This window comes from Marilutibacter maris (genome assembly GCF_003233695.1).
Classification (GTDB): Bacteria; Pseudomonadota; Gammaproteobacteria; order Xanthomonadales; family Xanthomonadaceae; genus Marilutibacter; species Marilutibacter maris.
The window spans coordinates 2,324,977-2,340,336 of record NZ_CP029843.1; the positions used below are offsets into that span (position 1 = coordinate 2,324,977).

The following is a 15,360-nucleotide window of genomic DNA, read 5'->3' on the forward strand; positions in this document are numbered from 1 at the left end:
CCGCCCCGCTACTAAAAACGGGGGGACGTCGCCCCCTCACATCGCCTTATAGGAGCGCTCATGAATAGTTCACAAGCCCTGACAGTAAACCAACTAATTTCTGAACTAGAGAAATTCGCCAAAGATCATGGCAGCGCACATGTAATCGTCGCCCCTGGGCAAGATCCCATCACCAGCGTTCATGGACCTGTTCCAATCAGCAACGCTGACTATCGCGCGATAGTCTTGTATGCGACGAAAGCAAAGTAATGCGCCTCAGGTTATGCATAGAGTTCGAAACGGAGCTGCGCACAAGCGACCTGGACGACCTTTGCGCCCACACCCAGCAGCAGAAAGCCTGGTGCAGCGACCGCTTCCGTCAACAGATCGAAACCTTGACTCAGCGGTCCGCAGCCGTCAGACCCCGCGGCCGGCCCAGATCACGGGATAAATGAATCCTCCCCCTTTTCCATTGACCCCGACGGCGAAATGGTGCCCCTTGTTTGGCTTGCTCCGGCCGACAGTTGAATGCACTGTCCACTCTATTTCCTCCGATCCAACGCCCGATAGGCAACGGCCAGTGCCGCCAGTGCGATCAGTGTTACCGCGCCCAGCGGCGACGGGTTCAGCAACTGCTGCGCAAGATCGATCAGTGTTTTCATGGGCGGATTCCGAATTGGCAACCACATCAAAACACCTACAGCTCCTCCCGGGCGGAGGGGAAATTTTCAGACACACCTGGCGAAAAGCAGGCCCTCGTAGGGCGGCTTCGGCTCCTGCCGCAACGCCTTCCGGCAGCGATCCCGCAGTGTGGCCTCATGCCTTGGATCGCCGGCCAGCTCAAGCAGCAACGCCACGACCGCAATGAAATCGCTAAAGCCTCGCCCATCCGCCCACACCCGCGGCTCCTGCCCGGTGTAAAGCGGATAAGCCCGATAAGCACTCCAGATCAGGGCATCTCCCGCGCGGTCGGCTCGCCGCCCTCTCGCCCGTTTTGCCAGATGCGGATGATCCAGGGCGAGTCGTGCCGAGAGTCGCAAGTGTTCCTGGGCAACCCCATCGAAGACACCGTCGTAATAGGTGCCGATCCGGATATTTGGCAACTGCATGCTGACGGCCACGTAGTGCTTGGCCTGCGGCGCCATCACATCAAGATAGCTCTTAAGCGCTGCATCATCGGGCTTGCTAGCCACAGTGATGAGCTTGCGGATTTGCCGCCGGATGGCTTCGATGGTGATCCGCATATCCGCCATGTTGCGCGGCCCTTGCGCGAAGCGAAGCAGCCGATACTGCGTCACGATCATGGGCATCGGGCCGAGGATGAATGCCGGCGGCATCAACTTCTCCATCTGCCTGATCGCGACATCGATTTCTTGTCGTGGCGTGTGATCGCCAGCAAGCACGGATACCGGCTGCAGCGACCACCGCGACCGATTCGAAAGCAGAGCTTCAACGAGCGCGTCTCGCTCCTGCTTCTTCAGCTTAGTGGCCGGCCTTGCATCGTCCATAGCCGTGCGCCCGTTGAAGCTCACATCCTGCCATCATTCTTCCCGAGGAAATGGGGCAGTCCAACCTGGACTGGCCCGCCTTTCACAGACACCTGAAAATGGGGACAACCCCGGAGGTGTTTGATGGTAAGGCAGAAGTTCACCGCAGAGTTCAAGCGCGAGGCGGTGCGGTTGCTGGAGCGCGGCGACAAGCCGGCTACCCAGCTGGCGCTGGAGTTGGGCGTACCGCGTAACCGGCTCTACAAATGGCGCGATGCGATTGCCACTGATGGGGATCAGGCGTTCCGTGGCTCTGGCCGGCGTTCGCCACAGCAGCAGGAGCTAGCCCAACTGCGCCGGCAGGTCGCTCGGCTAGAGCAGGAAAACACGATCTTAAAAAAAGCGACGGCGTACTTCGCGAGCGCATCCAAGCGCGGTACGCCTGGATCGACGGACAACGGATGACGTTTCCTCTGACAGACCTGTGCCGGGCGCTGAAGGTGTCGCTCAGCGGCTATCACGCCTGGAAGCGGCGTCCACCAAGCACCAGGGCAACGGAAGACGTGAAGCTGGCGGCAGTTATCGCAGCCACGCACCGGGAACTTCGAGAGAGCTATGGAAGCCGTCGTCTGTGGCGTGAGTTGCGTCGGCGTGGCATCGACTGCGGACGCCATCGAATGGATCGCCTTCGTCGAGAGTTCGGCCTGTGGACGCGCCGCCGACGCCGCTTCTTGCGTGCTCGCGCCGCCTATCAGCGCACGCCAGCGGCACCACGGCTATGCTCGTGGCCGTTTGCCGCACCGACGCCGGACCGGCTGTGGGTCGGCGACATCACGCAGTTGCCCACGCGCGAAGGGCCGCTCCACTTCGCGGCCCTGATCGACGCCTGCAGCCGACGCGTTGTTGGCTGGGCGATGGACAACCACCAGCGGCTCGATCTCACCGAGCGCGCCCTCGATATGGCCTTGCAGCAGCGTCGCCCCAAGCCGGGTCTGATCCTTCACCATGACCGCGGTAGCCAGTACACCGGCGCCCGTTACCGGGCCAAAGCGGAGGCAGCGAAAATCCGTCTGAGCATGAGCAGGCCGGGGTTGCCCTACGACAACGCCATGGCCGAGAGTTTCTTCGCCACCCTCAAGCACGAGATTGGTGACGACAGACCCTTTGAAAGCCGCGAAGCCGCACGCATGGCAGTGTTCGAGTATGTCGAACTCTTCTACAACCGCATCCGCATGCACTCGGCACTGGGCTACCAATCACCCGTGCAGGCGGAGAGGAACTATCTATCGGTCAGGCTTGTATCCTGACCACCTGTCTGTGAAAGCCGGGGCAGTCCAACCTGACCCCTTTTCCGCAGGGTGCTTATTCGCCGCCTGTTTCCGTCTTACTTCGCAGGAATGCGCTACCAATTTCTACAAAACGATCCTCGCACTCCTTGGTTATATTACGAAGTTCTTCTCCGAGGCCCAAGCTAATCACCGCCGCGTCAGATATGAAGTAAATTTCAGCTGTCCGCTTTTCCCAGCCACTCTCAAAGACGGCCCTACGCCCTTCTGAAGCGTACTTAGCTGTGACTTCGCGCATTTCTGCAAGCGCTTTCTCATGGGATGTAGCCCTAGCGCTCGCCAAATCCGCAAGATACCGGGCCTCCATCGCGGCAAAATCTGGGCGCTGACAACGAAACGAGCGCCCTTCGCTCTCAAAAACACTCGCGAATTCGGCAGCCATCATGGGTGTGAAGTACGGACTGCGAAGTTGACGAATCTCTGAGGCCGTTTCATTAACGACGACCTCGTAGTCAAGCCAACTCTCGCTCGCCTTCTTTAGGGATTCCCTCACCCGGTCCTCATATGACAAATTGGCATCAGCACCAGCATTTTCTATATTAATCCTTGCCATGCGCGAATCAAATTCGTAAATAACCCACATTGCAGTACTAGCAAATATATTCCATTGCGCGCTTTCAAGACTAACGTTCGCCCTATCTGCTGCTGCTCGAGCAGCACGCTCCATTGCATTCGCCCGCTCTTCTGCTCTGCGAGCGAGCACCGCTGCATTCTGGGACTCGCGCGATTCCTGCTCGAGTCGAAGCCGCTCCCTTTTCAGGTGAGCAAGCTCTCGTCTCTGCGCATCTAAGTCTTCATTAACTGCTGATAGAGTTGCTTGCGCCTTTGCCACGGAAACAGCGGCCCTTTTGTTCTCGCGCTCAAGGCGCGCCGCCTGCTCCGCAAGAAGCTCCTTTTGTTGGATAGGAATCACGGTTCTCTGAAACGTCCACCAAAGCACAAGCACCGTAACAAGCTGAATTAGCACCGAGAAAAGGTTTAGGGCGTACCCGGACCAGCGCCCAGCCTGCGAACGTCCGCCTCCTTTCCCACCGAGGGAGTCCGCGGATGTCTGCTGGTCTTCAAGGCCTTCTGGCAGCAAGAGACCAGACTTAGTCTCTCTGAATCTCCGCCTCGTGCTTTGAGATCCCGATGCGCCGGGATAAACCGGGCTAGCGCGCTCACCCCGAACAAGAAACTCAGGCCGTTCGTCCATGCCATACCCCCTAGTAAAGCAACGGATCAGGCTTGGATCATGCCACGATTATGGCCTTAGGGCTCCACCGTATCGGTCACGCCTCCGTCCTGACTAGATATATGTCAAGTGCGAGGCAATCCGTTCTACTCTCCATATAGGGGCCGGCGGAAAGCCCACTCTGACCCCAGCTTTAGAGAAAGCCGACTCTGACCCCTGTTTTTAATTTCGCCATATTCGCTGACCTCGGCTCTCATTCAATCCACAATAAACTCGAGTCCTCGGCTATGAACTTCACCTATCCTGCGTCTGGCTTTGTCTAGTGCATCTCTAACCATCCTTCTAACTAGGACTTCTGGCTGACCAGAATTCTTCGCCCGAATGTCGCTTGCGAGATCGAACAAGCTGCGATCTATGCTCTCCAATGTCAGATCATCAATCACGAGAGGCATAGACTCGCCAGCATTTGCCGCCCTCAGCGGACCGACAGCTAGATAGTTCGCTAAAAAATCAGCGCTCATCACCGGGGACTGATGCTTACCAAGCACATGCTGCGGTAGCTGCTGAGCAATCAGAAAAGCTTTCGAATCTAGTGTTAGCCACCAAGACGTGTAACCAATCGCACTATCTCTATCCCTGTTACGCCTATAGATTACCCCAACGTAATTTTCTACGTCGTGCTCCGCCATCCTTAGCGCAACCAATGGGTCGCGACCAGATTGACGCTTGCTTCTCTCCTCATGCACGTTCTGCCATATCCGTTGAACCTCCAATCGAAGATCGCTTGACGCTCGCCGAGCATCTTCTTCTATCTCAGTCCGACTGATCTTGAACTCTCTTAAGAGGTACTCAGCAAGATCATCCTCCGGGCGGTACTCACCTGCAAACTTATTAAGCCAATCTGAGAAAAGCGCAGGATCGTAGCCACGATAGACGTAGATAGAGAGCAAGTACGGAATCTGCCCCTGCCAAGTGGCAGAAGGAGTACTAGCGCACACCCGCGCGCGATTCATATGCCTCTCAACTTCTTCAATCACCCCAGGACTGACGCGTAACGTGAGTCCGGCGTTCACTGCTGCGTGCGCAAGCCGTATGAAGTTCCTATCCGCCCTAGGGAGCAGCGCCTCCCCGAACATTGGAAGGATGAAGGAGGTGTCCAACCATATCTCGCCAAAGGAGAACATCTTTCGAACCGCCGCCTGCACATCAGGAGTTTGACGGAGAAACGCCCGCAGCGTGTAGGCGTCAGATATCCTACGAAGATAGTTCGAAACACCCGGCGTTGGATTCTCTAGAAGCCTTTCCACACAACTCATGAAAAAGCCAAGAACACCCGAATCTTTCTCCAGGTTAACTCCTGTCTTCGCAACCTCTTCTCTGGAAATCCGCTTAAGATCCTCAGCACTTAAAGTAACCATGAGACCAGTGGCCGTGGCATCCACGAACGACTCACCGCGCTCCATAAGAAATCGCTCAATCGCGGCACGAGCCGCCACAACGAGAAGATCCGGATTGACGTTAGGGCTTTCCGCATTAGCAAGCGACGAGAAAACCTCGTGTATTTCTGAATTCAGCGTACTTTCCTGAATCTCCAGATCAACGAGTCTATCTCGAATTCGCATCACCTCCTCATTCGAAAGACAATACCTCTCCTCTTTCTGATAATGCCTAATTACAGTTTTGTCGAGTCGGCGAAGCGCCTTGTCGACCTCACGAAGAGCAAATTCAGTGTCGTGCTCCGGAACCATCCCGCAAACCCGCCTGTAGATTTCAGCGAGATCCATCGGGTTTTCGCTACTAGTATCTCGCAAAGCGGATCGAACAAGCGCTTCAAACGAAATTTTCGTAAGCCCTTTATCTCGCGATTCATCCTCCCACTGAAGTTCTAGGAAGACCAGCGCCGCCCTGCTTTCGTCTTCAGACAGCGCCTGCGCTTTTCTTTCTATGATTCCTTTAGATTGCAAAAGCGGGTCTACCATCTCTCGCGCTAGAGCCTCTGATATTTCTGCTCGACTCACGTCTTGGCGAAAGCGTTCTAAGAAGTAGCTGCGATCTCTAACGTCGAGAACAACGCACTCGTCTAGAAGTAACTTTGCCTTCAAATCGTCTGCTGCAGCACCAACTTGCTGACTCGTTGCATATATTAAAATCCGGCCCAACTTTTTTGTCTCTTTCAGCCGCGCGATCGTCCTATTAATCTTGGCTCGCCAGTCCGAGGCCACAGAGTATTGCAGCGCAATTTCTGGACGTCCGTCAGGCGAGAATATTTCGGCATCCCGCCCATCATCACCTGACGGTGAAGCCATCGTTCGAAGGCTTGGAAACTCGCTAGAGAAGAATGCAGATGCGTAGCGCTCAAAGAGCCGCCAGTTCTCGGCCTTCAGGCGCTCAAACGCAAGTTCAAGTCGCTTCTCGTCAAACATTTTGGATGCCTCAATGAAAACAAGAGGTGACAACAACAAGATGTCATAGCTCCGCAAGAATTACATATTCCGCTGATACTCTCCACCCACGCCATACAGCGCGTAGTGGATCGATCTGCCTCAGGCTGTAAGTCTTGACAGCTTCGATGAGCGATTCAACCACATTCCGGCGCTTTCGGGCGGTAAATTGGGGGAGGGGGTAGACGAGGCCTGGGGTCGCGGCTGACGCCGCTCCCCCTGGTGCGCTCTCACCTTGCCCGCAGCGGGGCTCAGGTCTGCTTCGCCAAGCAGCCCCCTGCCCTCGCGCGCAGCGCTCGGGCGCTCGTCGGCGCGCGAGCCATGGCTCGCAGACGCGCTTCCTCACCCCGCTCGCGGTCCGGGGCGGTAAGACACGCCGGCTTCATGTGCCAATACTGGTTCAGACAATGACTCAGGGCTGGGTGATCTATGCGAGGGGTTTGCCGAGAAGTCATCGACGTTGAGTCGGAGGAAGACTACTCTGGCTCCTGGTTACAGAAGTAGCTGGCGTCGATGGCATCAATAAGCAGCGTTCGGCACATCTCTCGTGCAGTCTCCGATATTCCATGTGAGGCCACATTGGATTTCCCGGTGTGCACGAGATCGCCACGCCGTCTGAAAAGCTTTTTACAGAACTCTCTTGGACTATCTCCTTGCTGGAAAAATCCAGCTTGCTGCAATTTTTTTTGTCGAAGTTCCATAAACATTCGGACAGCGTCCTCACGCTTGCGGTTGATCTTGGCTGCACTGGCCAGAACTTCCAAGGCGGCCACGATGTTCACGATGCGGACTATCTCGCCATGGCCAGCACATGCGACTGACCAAAACCCCCACGCGGTGTCGATTGAGTCATTGAACTCGACCGCGGACTTGGGGTTGCGGCATTCCACTTCATTAAGTGCATCGTTGATGTGCTGGCGCTGAAGCACCACGGACATGTTCCCGCGAAACTCGCCGAGATTCAGGACCAACTGGTGTTCGGGGATGATCGTATAGCTCGCCTGAAGCGCCATACCGTCCACAAAGCGTGCTTCGGGCGCGAGACTTTCCAGTAAGTTCGGCGTCTGTATGATCGGCGAAGGCTCTCGTTCGACGAACATGGGAATGGAGTACTTGATCGAAAGCAACTGGCAGGCTAACCGGAGCCGGTCGCCGAAATACTTGGCTTCGGCTGCAGTCGGGAAATCTGACGCGAACGCCATTGCGCCATGCAGCGTTGGTTTCAGCTTGATTGCCCTACCAAGAAATTCGAACACCAGATACTGCTCAGGCGGGCGCACAGTGAAAGAAGCACCATGTGGCAGGTCGATGGCAAAACGCAACGAATACCGCTCTAAGCCATCTCCCGCGCTGATTCGCTTCAACGCTGAATTTTCCTGATCGTCCACGTTTCCGCTCCTCTGCATAATTGCCAGCCGTGGACTGCACCAGGCGCTGGGTTTCTTTCGTCAACCCAGCCTACATGTTGCGGTGGTATTCGCCCCCCACGTCATACAGCGCATGACTGACCTGCCCCAGGCTATGGGTCCTGACCGCCCCTATCAGCGATTCAATCACATTTTGGCGATCGAGGGCGGCGGATAGGAGTAGGTGCTGGTCGCGGCTGACGCCGCGCCTACAGGGGCGTCAGAGCCAGTGGTGTGGCCGTTGCACAGTGACTGGAAGTTGCCGACGTTGTCGACTGCCGGCCCTTCCCGGCCCCGGTGGCGCGGCGCACAAGCGCGCCCTCGCCGGCTCTGGCTTATTCATCGGCGCCGGCCCTGCGCTGGAGGAGGCGCTTGACCGCCTCGACCTGCTGCTTGTGGAAGGGGTGGCAGGTGTCGGCAATGCGCACATAGTGTTCGAAGGCATCGGTTGCGCCGGGGTCGTCGACCTTGTCCAGGTACCAGCCGCGCAGGCGCCAGGCCTCGGGCTCGTCGGGGAAGTCGGCGACAAAATCGCGCGTACAGGCGTCCGCGTCGTCCCACATCGCGTCGGTGACATAGCCCTGGCAGTACATGCCGGTGGCCAGGACCCGCTCATCCGGGGATTGCATTGCGCGTTTGAAGTAGGGACGGGCGGTGGCTTCGCCATGCGTTTCCCGCTCGACCAGCCCCATGAGGTAGTGGTAGCTGCCGTTGTGGGGCTCGATGTCGAGCGCGACCCGCATGTCGGTATAGGCCCAGGCGAGGTCGCCGAGCGTGCGCAGTTGCCATGCGCGCTCATAGCGGCGGTAGGCGTCGTCGGGCCGAAAGCGCAGCCCCTGCGACAGGTAGACCACCGCCGACCAGGGGTCACGCCGCCGCAGATAGCCGCGCCCGGCGCGGGCGGACAGCCCGGCGCTGGGCCCCATGCGGGCGGCCTCGGCCAGTTGGTCGGCCACGGGGCCGAGGTCGCTGGCGAGCGACGGCCGGTACCCCGCCGCCTCGCCCAATAGCGCCCCGAGCATCGGGTTGTCCTGGGCGCGTTGGGCGGCATCGGCGACGGCCTCGGCAAGTGCCTTGTCCGATCCGCCCCAACGGGGCTCGGCGGCGGTGATGTTTTCCAGCGCGACGAAGTAGGCGTTGGGATCGGCCTCCCGACAGGCGCGCAAGGCATGCTTCTGGAGCACGTTGTCACTCTGCCGGCCGATCTTCGCCAGGCCGATGCAGGCCGGTGTGAGGCGTGGCTCGATCTCCAGTGCCTGGAGATACAGGGGCACGGCGGCCTCGAACGCCCAGTCCATCTTCCGCAGCCGGTCGCGCGAGGTCTCGCCGATGTAGCGTTGACCGCGCGCCGTCCAGCCGGTGGTTTCAAGGAACGTCGCCGACGCTACGTGGGCGAAGGCGCTGTCGGGCGAGGCCTTCCTCCAGCGTTCGGCCACCTGGAAGGCGCGCCCACCCTTCTCGAATGGCTGGAAGGCCACGGAGATCTGGTCGTGCTGGTCCGGATCGTCGTAGTTGGCCTGCAGCAGGGCCTCGAAGCGCCGCTCGAGTTCCGCGCGGCCGCCCTGCGTCTCCAGCAGCGTGTCGATTTCATCCAGCGTAAATATCGGTTTGCGAAGGATGGCGCAGCGCCCTTTCGCGGCGCCGGGCACCCATTGGTTGCCCGGAAGGTCCGGAAGAAGGCGGCATCGCTGCTCGGCGTCGGGAATGGCGTCGTATTCGCGCATGGCCGCTATGTACGCCGCCCATTCCGCCGGCGGTTCCGCCTTCTGGTCGGCGGCCCACGCGCCCGAAGCGCAAGCCAGCGCAGCGATGCCTGCGCAGACGCGAATCCACTGCATTCCCTTTCCCCTGTGGCCGATACCCTGGAACGAAAACTACGCGACGCCGGGGCGGTTGGCTATCGGGACCGGGGGTCGGGACCGGCGATCAGAAACCTGGCCGCCCCTCACCCCAACCCCTCTCCCGCGGACGGGAGAGGGCTCGGTCATTACATATTCCTTCGGTACTCCCCACCCACGTCATACAACGCATGGCTGATCTGGCCCAGGCTGTGGGTCTTGACCGCCTCTATCAGCGATTCAAACACATTCCGGCGCTCGCGGGCGGCGGATTGGAGATAGGCCAGGCCGGGGCCGCTGTTCGCGGCTGACGCCGCTCCTACAGAGGCGCCCTCGCCCTGCCCGCTCGCGGGAGAGCTGAGAACGGCGGCGTTGCGCAGCTGCTGGAAGTTGCCGACGTTGTCGATCTGCTGGCCCTTCTCCCCTTCCGTCGAGCGGATCAGTTCGATCTCGGTGACGATGTCGCCGGCGTGGTCCTTGGGCAGGAAGGTGTTGACGCCGATCAGCGGCAGGCTGCCGTCGTGCTTCTTGTGCTCGTAGTAGAGGCTCTCTTCCTGGATCTTGCCGCGCTGGTACATGGTGTCCATGGCGCCGAGCACGCCGCCGCGCTCGCTGATGGCCTCGAACTCCTTGTAGACGGCCTCCTCGACGATGTCGGTGAGCTTGTCGACGATGAAGCTGCCCTGCCAGGGGTTCTCGCAGAAATTCAGCCCCAGCTCCTTGTTGATGATCATCTGGATGGCGACGGCGCGGCGCACGCTCTCCTCGGTCGGCGTGGTGATGGCCTCGTCGTAGGCGTTGGTATGCAGGCTGTTGCAGTTGTCGAACAGTGCGTACAGCGCCTGCAGGGTGGTGCGGATGTCGTTGAACTGGATCTCCTGCGCGTGCAGGGAGCGGCCGCTGGTCTGGATGTGGTACTTCATCATCTGGCTGCGGGCGCTGGCACCGTAGCGCTCGCGCATGGCGCGGGCCCAGATGCGGCGGGCGACGCGGCCGATGACGGTGTACTCCGGGTCCATGCCGTTGGAGAAGAAGAACGACAGGTTGGGCGCGAAGTCGTCGATCTTCATCCCGCGCGCGAGGTAGTACTCGACGATGGTGAAACCATTCGACAGGGTGAAGGCGAGCTGGCTGATCGGGTTCGCGCCGGCCTCGGCGATGTGGTAGCCGGAGATCGACACCGAGTAGAAGTTGCGCACGCCCTTGTCGACGAAGTACTGCTGGATGTCGCCCATCATCCGCAGCGCGAACTCGGTACTGAAGATGCAGGTGTTCTGGGCCTGGTCCTCCTTGAGGATGTCGGCCTGGACGGTGCCGCGCACGGTCTTGAGGGTCTGGGCCTTGATCCGGGCGTAGGTCTCGGCGTCGACGACCTGGTCGCCGGTGACGCCGAGCAGGCCCAGGCCCAACCCGTCATTGGTCTCCGGCAGCGGGCCGCCGTATTCGGGGCGCTTCTTTCCTTCGAACAGCTTCTCGATGGTGTCGTGGGCGGCGTCCCAGCGCGCCTGGTCCTCGCGCAGGTACTTCTCGACCTGCTGGTCGATGGCGGTGTTCATGAACATCGCCAGGATGATCGGCGCCGGGCCGTTGATGGTCATCGACACGCTGGTGGTCGGCGCGCACAGGTCGAAGCCGGAGTACAGCTTCTTCATGTCGTCGAGGGTGGCGATGTTGACGCCGGAGTTGCCGATCTTGCCGTAGATGTCCGGGCGCGGCGCCGGGTCCTCGCCGTACAGGGTGACCGAGTCGAAGGCGGTCGACAGGCGCGCGGCCGGCTGGCCGACCGACAGGTAATGGAAGCGGCGGTTGGTGCGCTCGGGGGTGCCCTCGCCGGCGAACATGCGGATCGGGTCCTCGCCGGTGCGGCGGTACGGGTAGACGCCGCCGGTGTACGGGTAGGCGCCGGGCAGGTTTTCCTTCTGCAGGAAGGTCAGCAGTTCGCCCCAGGACTTGTAGGTCGGCGCGGCGATCTTCGGCACCAGCTGGTGGCTGAGCGACTCGCGGTAGTTGTCGACCCGGATGACCTTGTCGCGGACCTGGTATTCGTTGACCTCGTCGGTGATCGACTTCAGCCGCGCCGGCCATTCGCGCAGCAGCTTCAGCGCCTCCGACGACAGCGACTGGATGGCGTCGTTGTAGCGCTGGCGCAGGGTCAGCAGGGTGTTGTCGCCGCCGTCGGTGAGGTCGCCGGCGTCGTACAGGTCCAGCGCCTTCGGCAGCCTGCCGTCCTCCAGCGCTTCCAGCGCCTGCCAGCACGACTGCGCGCGGTCGGCGATCTCGGCGGCGGTCTCGATCTGGCGGTTGATCGAACGGCCCTGCTCGGCGATCTCGGCGAGGTAGCGCACGCGGTTGCCGGGGATCAGCACGGTCGCGCGCGGCTCCTTCAGCGAGGTGTCGATGTCGGGATTGAAGTCGCAGCGCGGGGAGAAAATGGGGTCAGAGTCATTTTTCGCCCCTCTGCCCGCGTCTGTTTTGCCTTCCACCGTCGAAAAATGACTCTGACCCCATTTTTCCTTCAGCAGCCGGCACAGGTTGGCGAACATCCAGCTGATGCCGGGGTCGTTGAACTGGCTGGCGATGGTCGGGTAGACCGGCACGTCCTCGTCCTTCAGGTCGAAGGCGACGCGGTTGCGCTTCCACTGCTTGCGCACGTCGCGCAGCGCGTCCTCGGCGCCGCGCTTGTCGAACTTGTTGAGCACGACCAGTTCGGCGAAGTCGAGCATGTCGATCTTTTCCAGCTGGCTGGGCGCGCCGAAGTCGCTGGTCATCACGTACATCGGGAAGTCGACCAGGTCGACGATCTCCGAGTCGCTCTGGCCGATGCCGGCGGTCTCGACGATGACCAGGTCGTAGCCCAGGCCCTTGAGGAAGGCGATCGAGTCCTTCAGCACCGCGTTGGTCGCGGCGTGCTGGCGGCGGGTCGCCATCGAACGCATGTACACGCGCTTGGAGCGCAGCGAGTTCATGCGGATGCGGTCGCCCAGCAGCGCACCGCCGGTGCGGCGGCGGGTCGGGTCGACCGAGATCACCGCGATGCGCATCTGCGGGAAGCTGGCGAGGAAGCGGTTGAGCAGCTCGTCGGTGACCGAGGACTTGCCGGCGCCGCCGGTGCCGGTGATGCCGACCACCGGGGTGCGGCCGCCGGCCAGCTGCCACTGCTTGCGCTGGTGGGCCAGCTCGGCCTCGTCGATCGCGCCTTCCTCGATCGCCGAGAGCATGCGGCCGATGGTGATCTCGTCGTCGATGTCGACGGTCTTGTCCGGGTGCTCGGCCGAGCGGCGGCCGTCGGCGGCGCGGCGGACCACGTCCTCGATCATCGCCACCAGACCCATGTGCATGCCGTCGTTGGGGTGGTAGATGCGCTCGACGCCGTAGGCCTGCAGCTCGCGGATCTCCTCCGGGGTGATGGTGCCGCCACCGCCGCCGAACACCTTGATATGGCTGGCGCCGCGCTCGGCGAGCATGTCGACCATGTACTTGAAGTACTCGACGTGGCCGCCCTGGTAGGACGACAGCGCGATGCCGTCGGCATCCTCCTGCAGCGCGGCGCGGACCACGTCCTCGACCGAGCGGTTGTGGCCCAGGTGGATGACCTCGGCGCCCTGCCCCTGGATCAGCCGGCGCATGATGTTGATCGCGGCGTCGTGGCCGTCGAACAGGCTGGCGGCGGTCACGAAACGCAGCGGGGTGCTCTCGGCATCGGCCTGCGGACCTTGGCTGAGGGGAGCGTGGCTGGCGGGGGTACTCATGGGCGACTCAATACGGTTGAGGCAAGAACCGGATTGTAACGCGCCGACCACCCGCGCTTCCCGTGCCCCGCCTCCCCACGATTCGCCGCCTCCCTTGGCTTGCTCCCGTAGGAGCGGCACGCCGTCGCGGTGGAGATCCGGAGGCAGGCCCTCGCGGCTTACGCCGCTCCTACGAAGAGCGCTCGTCTGCCTCGTGCCCAGCCCCCTGAGTCAGGGGGCGATTCGTGCCGTAGGCACGAATGGGGGTGTGGCAGCGCAACGGCGGGGCCCAAGGTTTGCGCAGCGAACCTTGGGAGATATCCGGGCGCAGCCGGATATCGTTCCCCCCTGAGTCAGGGGGCGATTCGTGCCGTAGGCGCGAATGGGGGTGTGGAAGCGCAACGGCGGGGCCCAAGGTTTGCAATGCAAACTTTGGGGATTCCCGGGCGCAGCCCGGGAATCACGGGCTTACGTCGCTCCTACAGAAAGCCGACCACCCCACCGCTCTTCGTAGGAGCGGCGTGAGCCGCGATCCCTGGTTCCGGAGGCAGGCCCTCGCGGCTTGCGCTTCTCCTACGGAAGCGGGGGCATCGTCATCGGCGCGCGCAGGTTAGGCTTGGGGGATGAGTGAACACGCCGGTCCGTCCTCCGTCCCGCCGCATGCGGTGAGCGCCGAACAGCGCGCCCACGCCGAGGCCCGTTTCCGCCAGGCCCAGGCCGATGTCGCCGCGCAGCGGCTGGAGCAGGCCGCGGCCGGTTACCGCGAGGCGGCGCAGATCGGTCACCCGGGCGCCCAGCTGGAGCTGGCGCGGATGCGGCTGTACGGCATCGATGCGCCGGCCGACCCGGCCGAGGCGGTGCACTGGCTGCAGCGCGCCGAGGCCAGCGGCCATCCGGGCGCGTCCTATCTGCTGGCGATGATCGCGCTGGGCGGAACCGCGTTGCCGCGCGATGCGCGCATCAACGAGCGCCTGCTGCTGGCGGTGCGCCACGATATCGCTCCGGCCCTGCGCGCGGTCGCGATCCATTTCGGCCGCAAGCCCGGCGACGACGACCAGACCCGCTGCATCCAGATGCTGGAGCGCGCCGCCGGCCGTGGCGACGTCGTCGCCGCGCAACTGCTGGCCGAGCGGCTGGCGCGCGGCGAAGGCTGTCCGCCGCAACCGCGGGCGGCCGAGGAGCTGTGGGCGCAACTGGAGCGCGCCGGGGTGCCGCGGTTGCCGGCGATCGAGGCGCCGCTTCCGGCACAGCAGGAGGGCCGTTCCAGCACGCTGACCCTGGAGGACGTGCTGTGGCCGCCGCCGTGGACGCCGTTGTCGGAATCGCCGGCGCTGCGCCGGGTCGACCGGCTGCTGTCGGCCGACGAGTGCCGGCTGCTGGTCGCCTGCGCGCAACCGCAGCTGCGCGACTCGATGACCGTCGACCCGGTCAGCGGCGAGGCCCGCGCCAACCCGTTGCGGACCAGCCGCGACGCCAGCTTCGATCCGCTGGCCGAGGACTTCGCGCTGCGCTGCGTGCAGTTGCGTATCGCCCAGGCCGCGCAGATGGAGCTGGTCCACGCCGAACAGCTGATCGTGCTGCGCTACGCGCCGGGCCAGCAGTACCGCCCGCACCGCGACTACCTGCCGCCGGCGACCCTGGCCGGCGACCGTCCCGAGGCCGGCAACCGCGCCCGCACCATCTGCGTCTACCTGAACGCGGTCGCCGACGGCGGCGCCACCGCCTTTCCCGACGCCGGCCTGAGCGTGGCGCCGCAGCCCGGCTGCGCGGTGGTGTTCGACAACCTCGATGCCGACGGCGGCCCCGAGCCGCGCTCGCTGCATGCCGGCGAGCCGGTGGTCGAGGGCGAAAAGTGGCTGGCCACGCTGTGGCTGCGCGAGCGCGATTACCGCGCGTTCTAGCGCTCCGGCCGGGGACTGCGGCGCGGGCGCCGCCCCATGGCGACCGAAGCCGCGGGCCGA

General features: G+C 62.2%; 9 protein-coding genes. 3 read left to right on the top strand and 6 right to left on the bottom strand.

Annotated elements, in window-relative coordinates:
* Positions 1–707 precede the first annotated feature (707 nt).
* Positions 708–1,511, bottom strand: a complete 804-nt coding sequence (locus C9I47_RS10275) for a hypothetical protein (RefSeq protein WP_145985489.1) — start codon at positions 1,509–1,511, stop codon at positions 708–710.
* Positions 1,512–1,610: 99 nt separating this feature from the next.
* Here C9I47_RS10275 and C9I47_RS10280 point away from each other — a divergent pair, with 99 nt between their 5' ends.
* Complete coding sequence (locus C9I47_RS10280) at positions 1,611–1,931, top strand: transposase (protein ID WP_111264920.1); 321 nt, start codon at positions 1,611–1,613, stop codon at positions 1,929–1,931.
* Positions 1,913–2,773, top strand: coding sequence for an IS3 family transposase (locus tag C9I47_RS10285; RefSeq protein WP_262982925.1), 861 nt, complete (start codon positions 1,913–1,915; stop codon positions 2,771–2,773). Before C9I47_RS10280 ends, C9I47_RS10285 begins: the two co-directional genes overlap by 19 nt.
* 55 nt (positions 2,774–2,828) lie before the next feature.
* Here C9I47_RS10285 and C9I47_RS17585 read toward each other — a convergent pair whose 3' ends face one another.
* The 5 genes from C9I47_RS17585 to C9I47_RS10300 form a co-directional block, all read right to left on the bottom strand.
* Positions 2,829–3,779 carry a hypothetical protein gene (locus tag C9I47_RS17585; RefSeq protein ID WP_145985490.1) on the bottom strand — a complete coding sequence of 317 codons (951 nt, stop codon included), beginning with the start codon at positions 3,777–3,779 and terminating at the stop codon, positions 2,829–2,831.
* A 464-nt stretch (positions 3,780–4,243) separates the two neighbouring features.
* Positions 4,244–6,409 carry a hypothetical protein gene (locus C9I47_RS17590; RefSeq protein ID WP_145985491.1) on the bottom strand — a complete coding sequence of 722 codons (2,166 nt, stop codon included), beginning with the start codon at positions 6,407–6,409 and terminating at the stop codon, positions 4,244–4,246.
* 494 nt (positions 6,410–6,903) lie between these two features.
* The gene (locus C9I47_RS10290; RefSeq protein ID WP_145985492.1) at positions 6,904–7,815 is read right to left on the bottom strand and encodes a hypothetical protein; all 912 of its coding nucleotides are present in this window, start codon (positions 7,813–7,815) and stop codon (positions 6,904–6,906) included.
* Between the two features lie 353 nt (positions 7,816–8,168).
* Positions 8,169–9,671 carry a DUF4034 domain-containing protein gene (locus C9I47_RS10295; protein WP_111266660.1) on the bottom strand — a complete coding sequence of 501 codons (1,503 nt, stop codon included), beginning with the start codon at positions 9,669–9,671 and terminating at the stop codon, positions 8,169–8,171.
* A gap of 149 nt (positions 9,672–9,820) precedes the next feature.
* Entirely contained in the window at positions 9,821–13,420 is a 3,600-nt protein-coding gene (locus tag C9I47_RS10300; protein ID WP_111266661.1) for a methylmalonyl-CoA mutase family protein, read from the bottom strand.
* Between the two features lie 602 nt (positions 13,421–14,022).
* On the opposite strand from C9I47_RS10300, the gene C9I47_RS10305 reads away from it, so the two are divergent.
* Positions 14,023–15,300: a 2OG-Fe(II) oxygenase gene (locus tag C9I47_RS10305; protein WP_111266662.1), complete on the top strand. Its 1,278-nt coding sequence runs from the start codon at positions 14,023–14,025 to the stop codon at positions 15,298–15,300.
* The last annotated feature ends 60 nt before the right edge of the window (positions 15,301–15,360 follow it).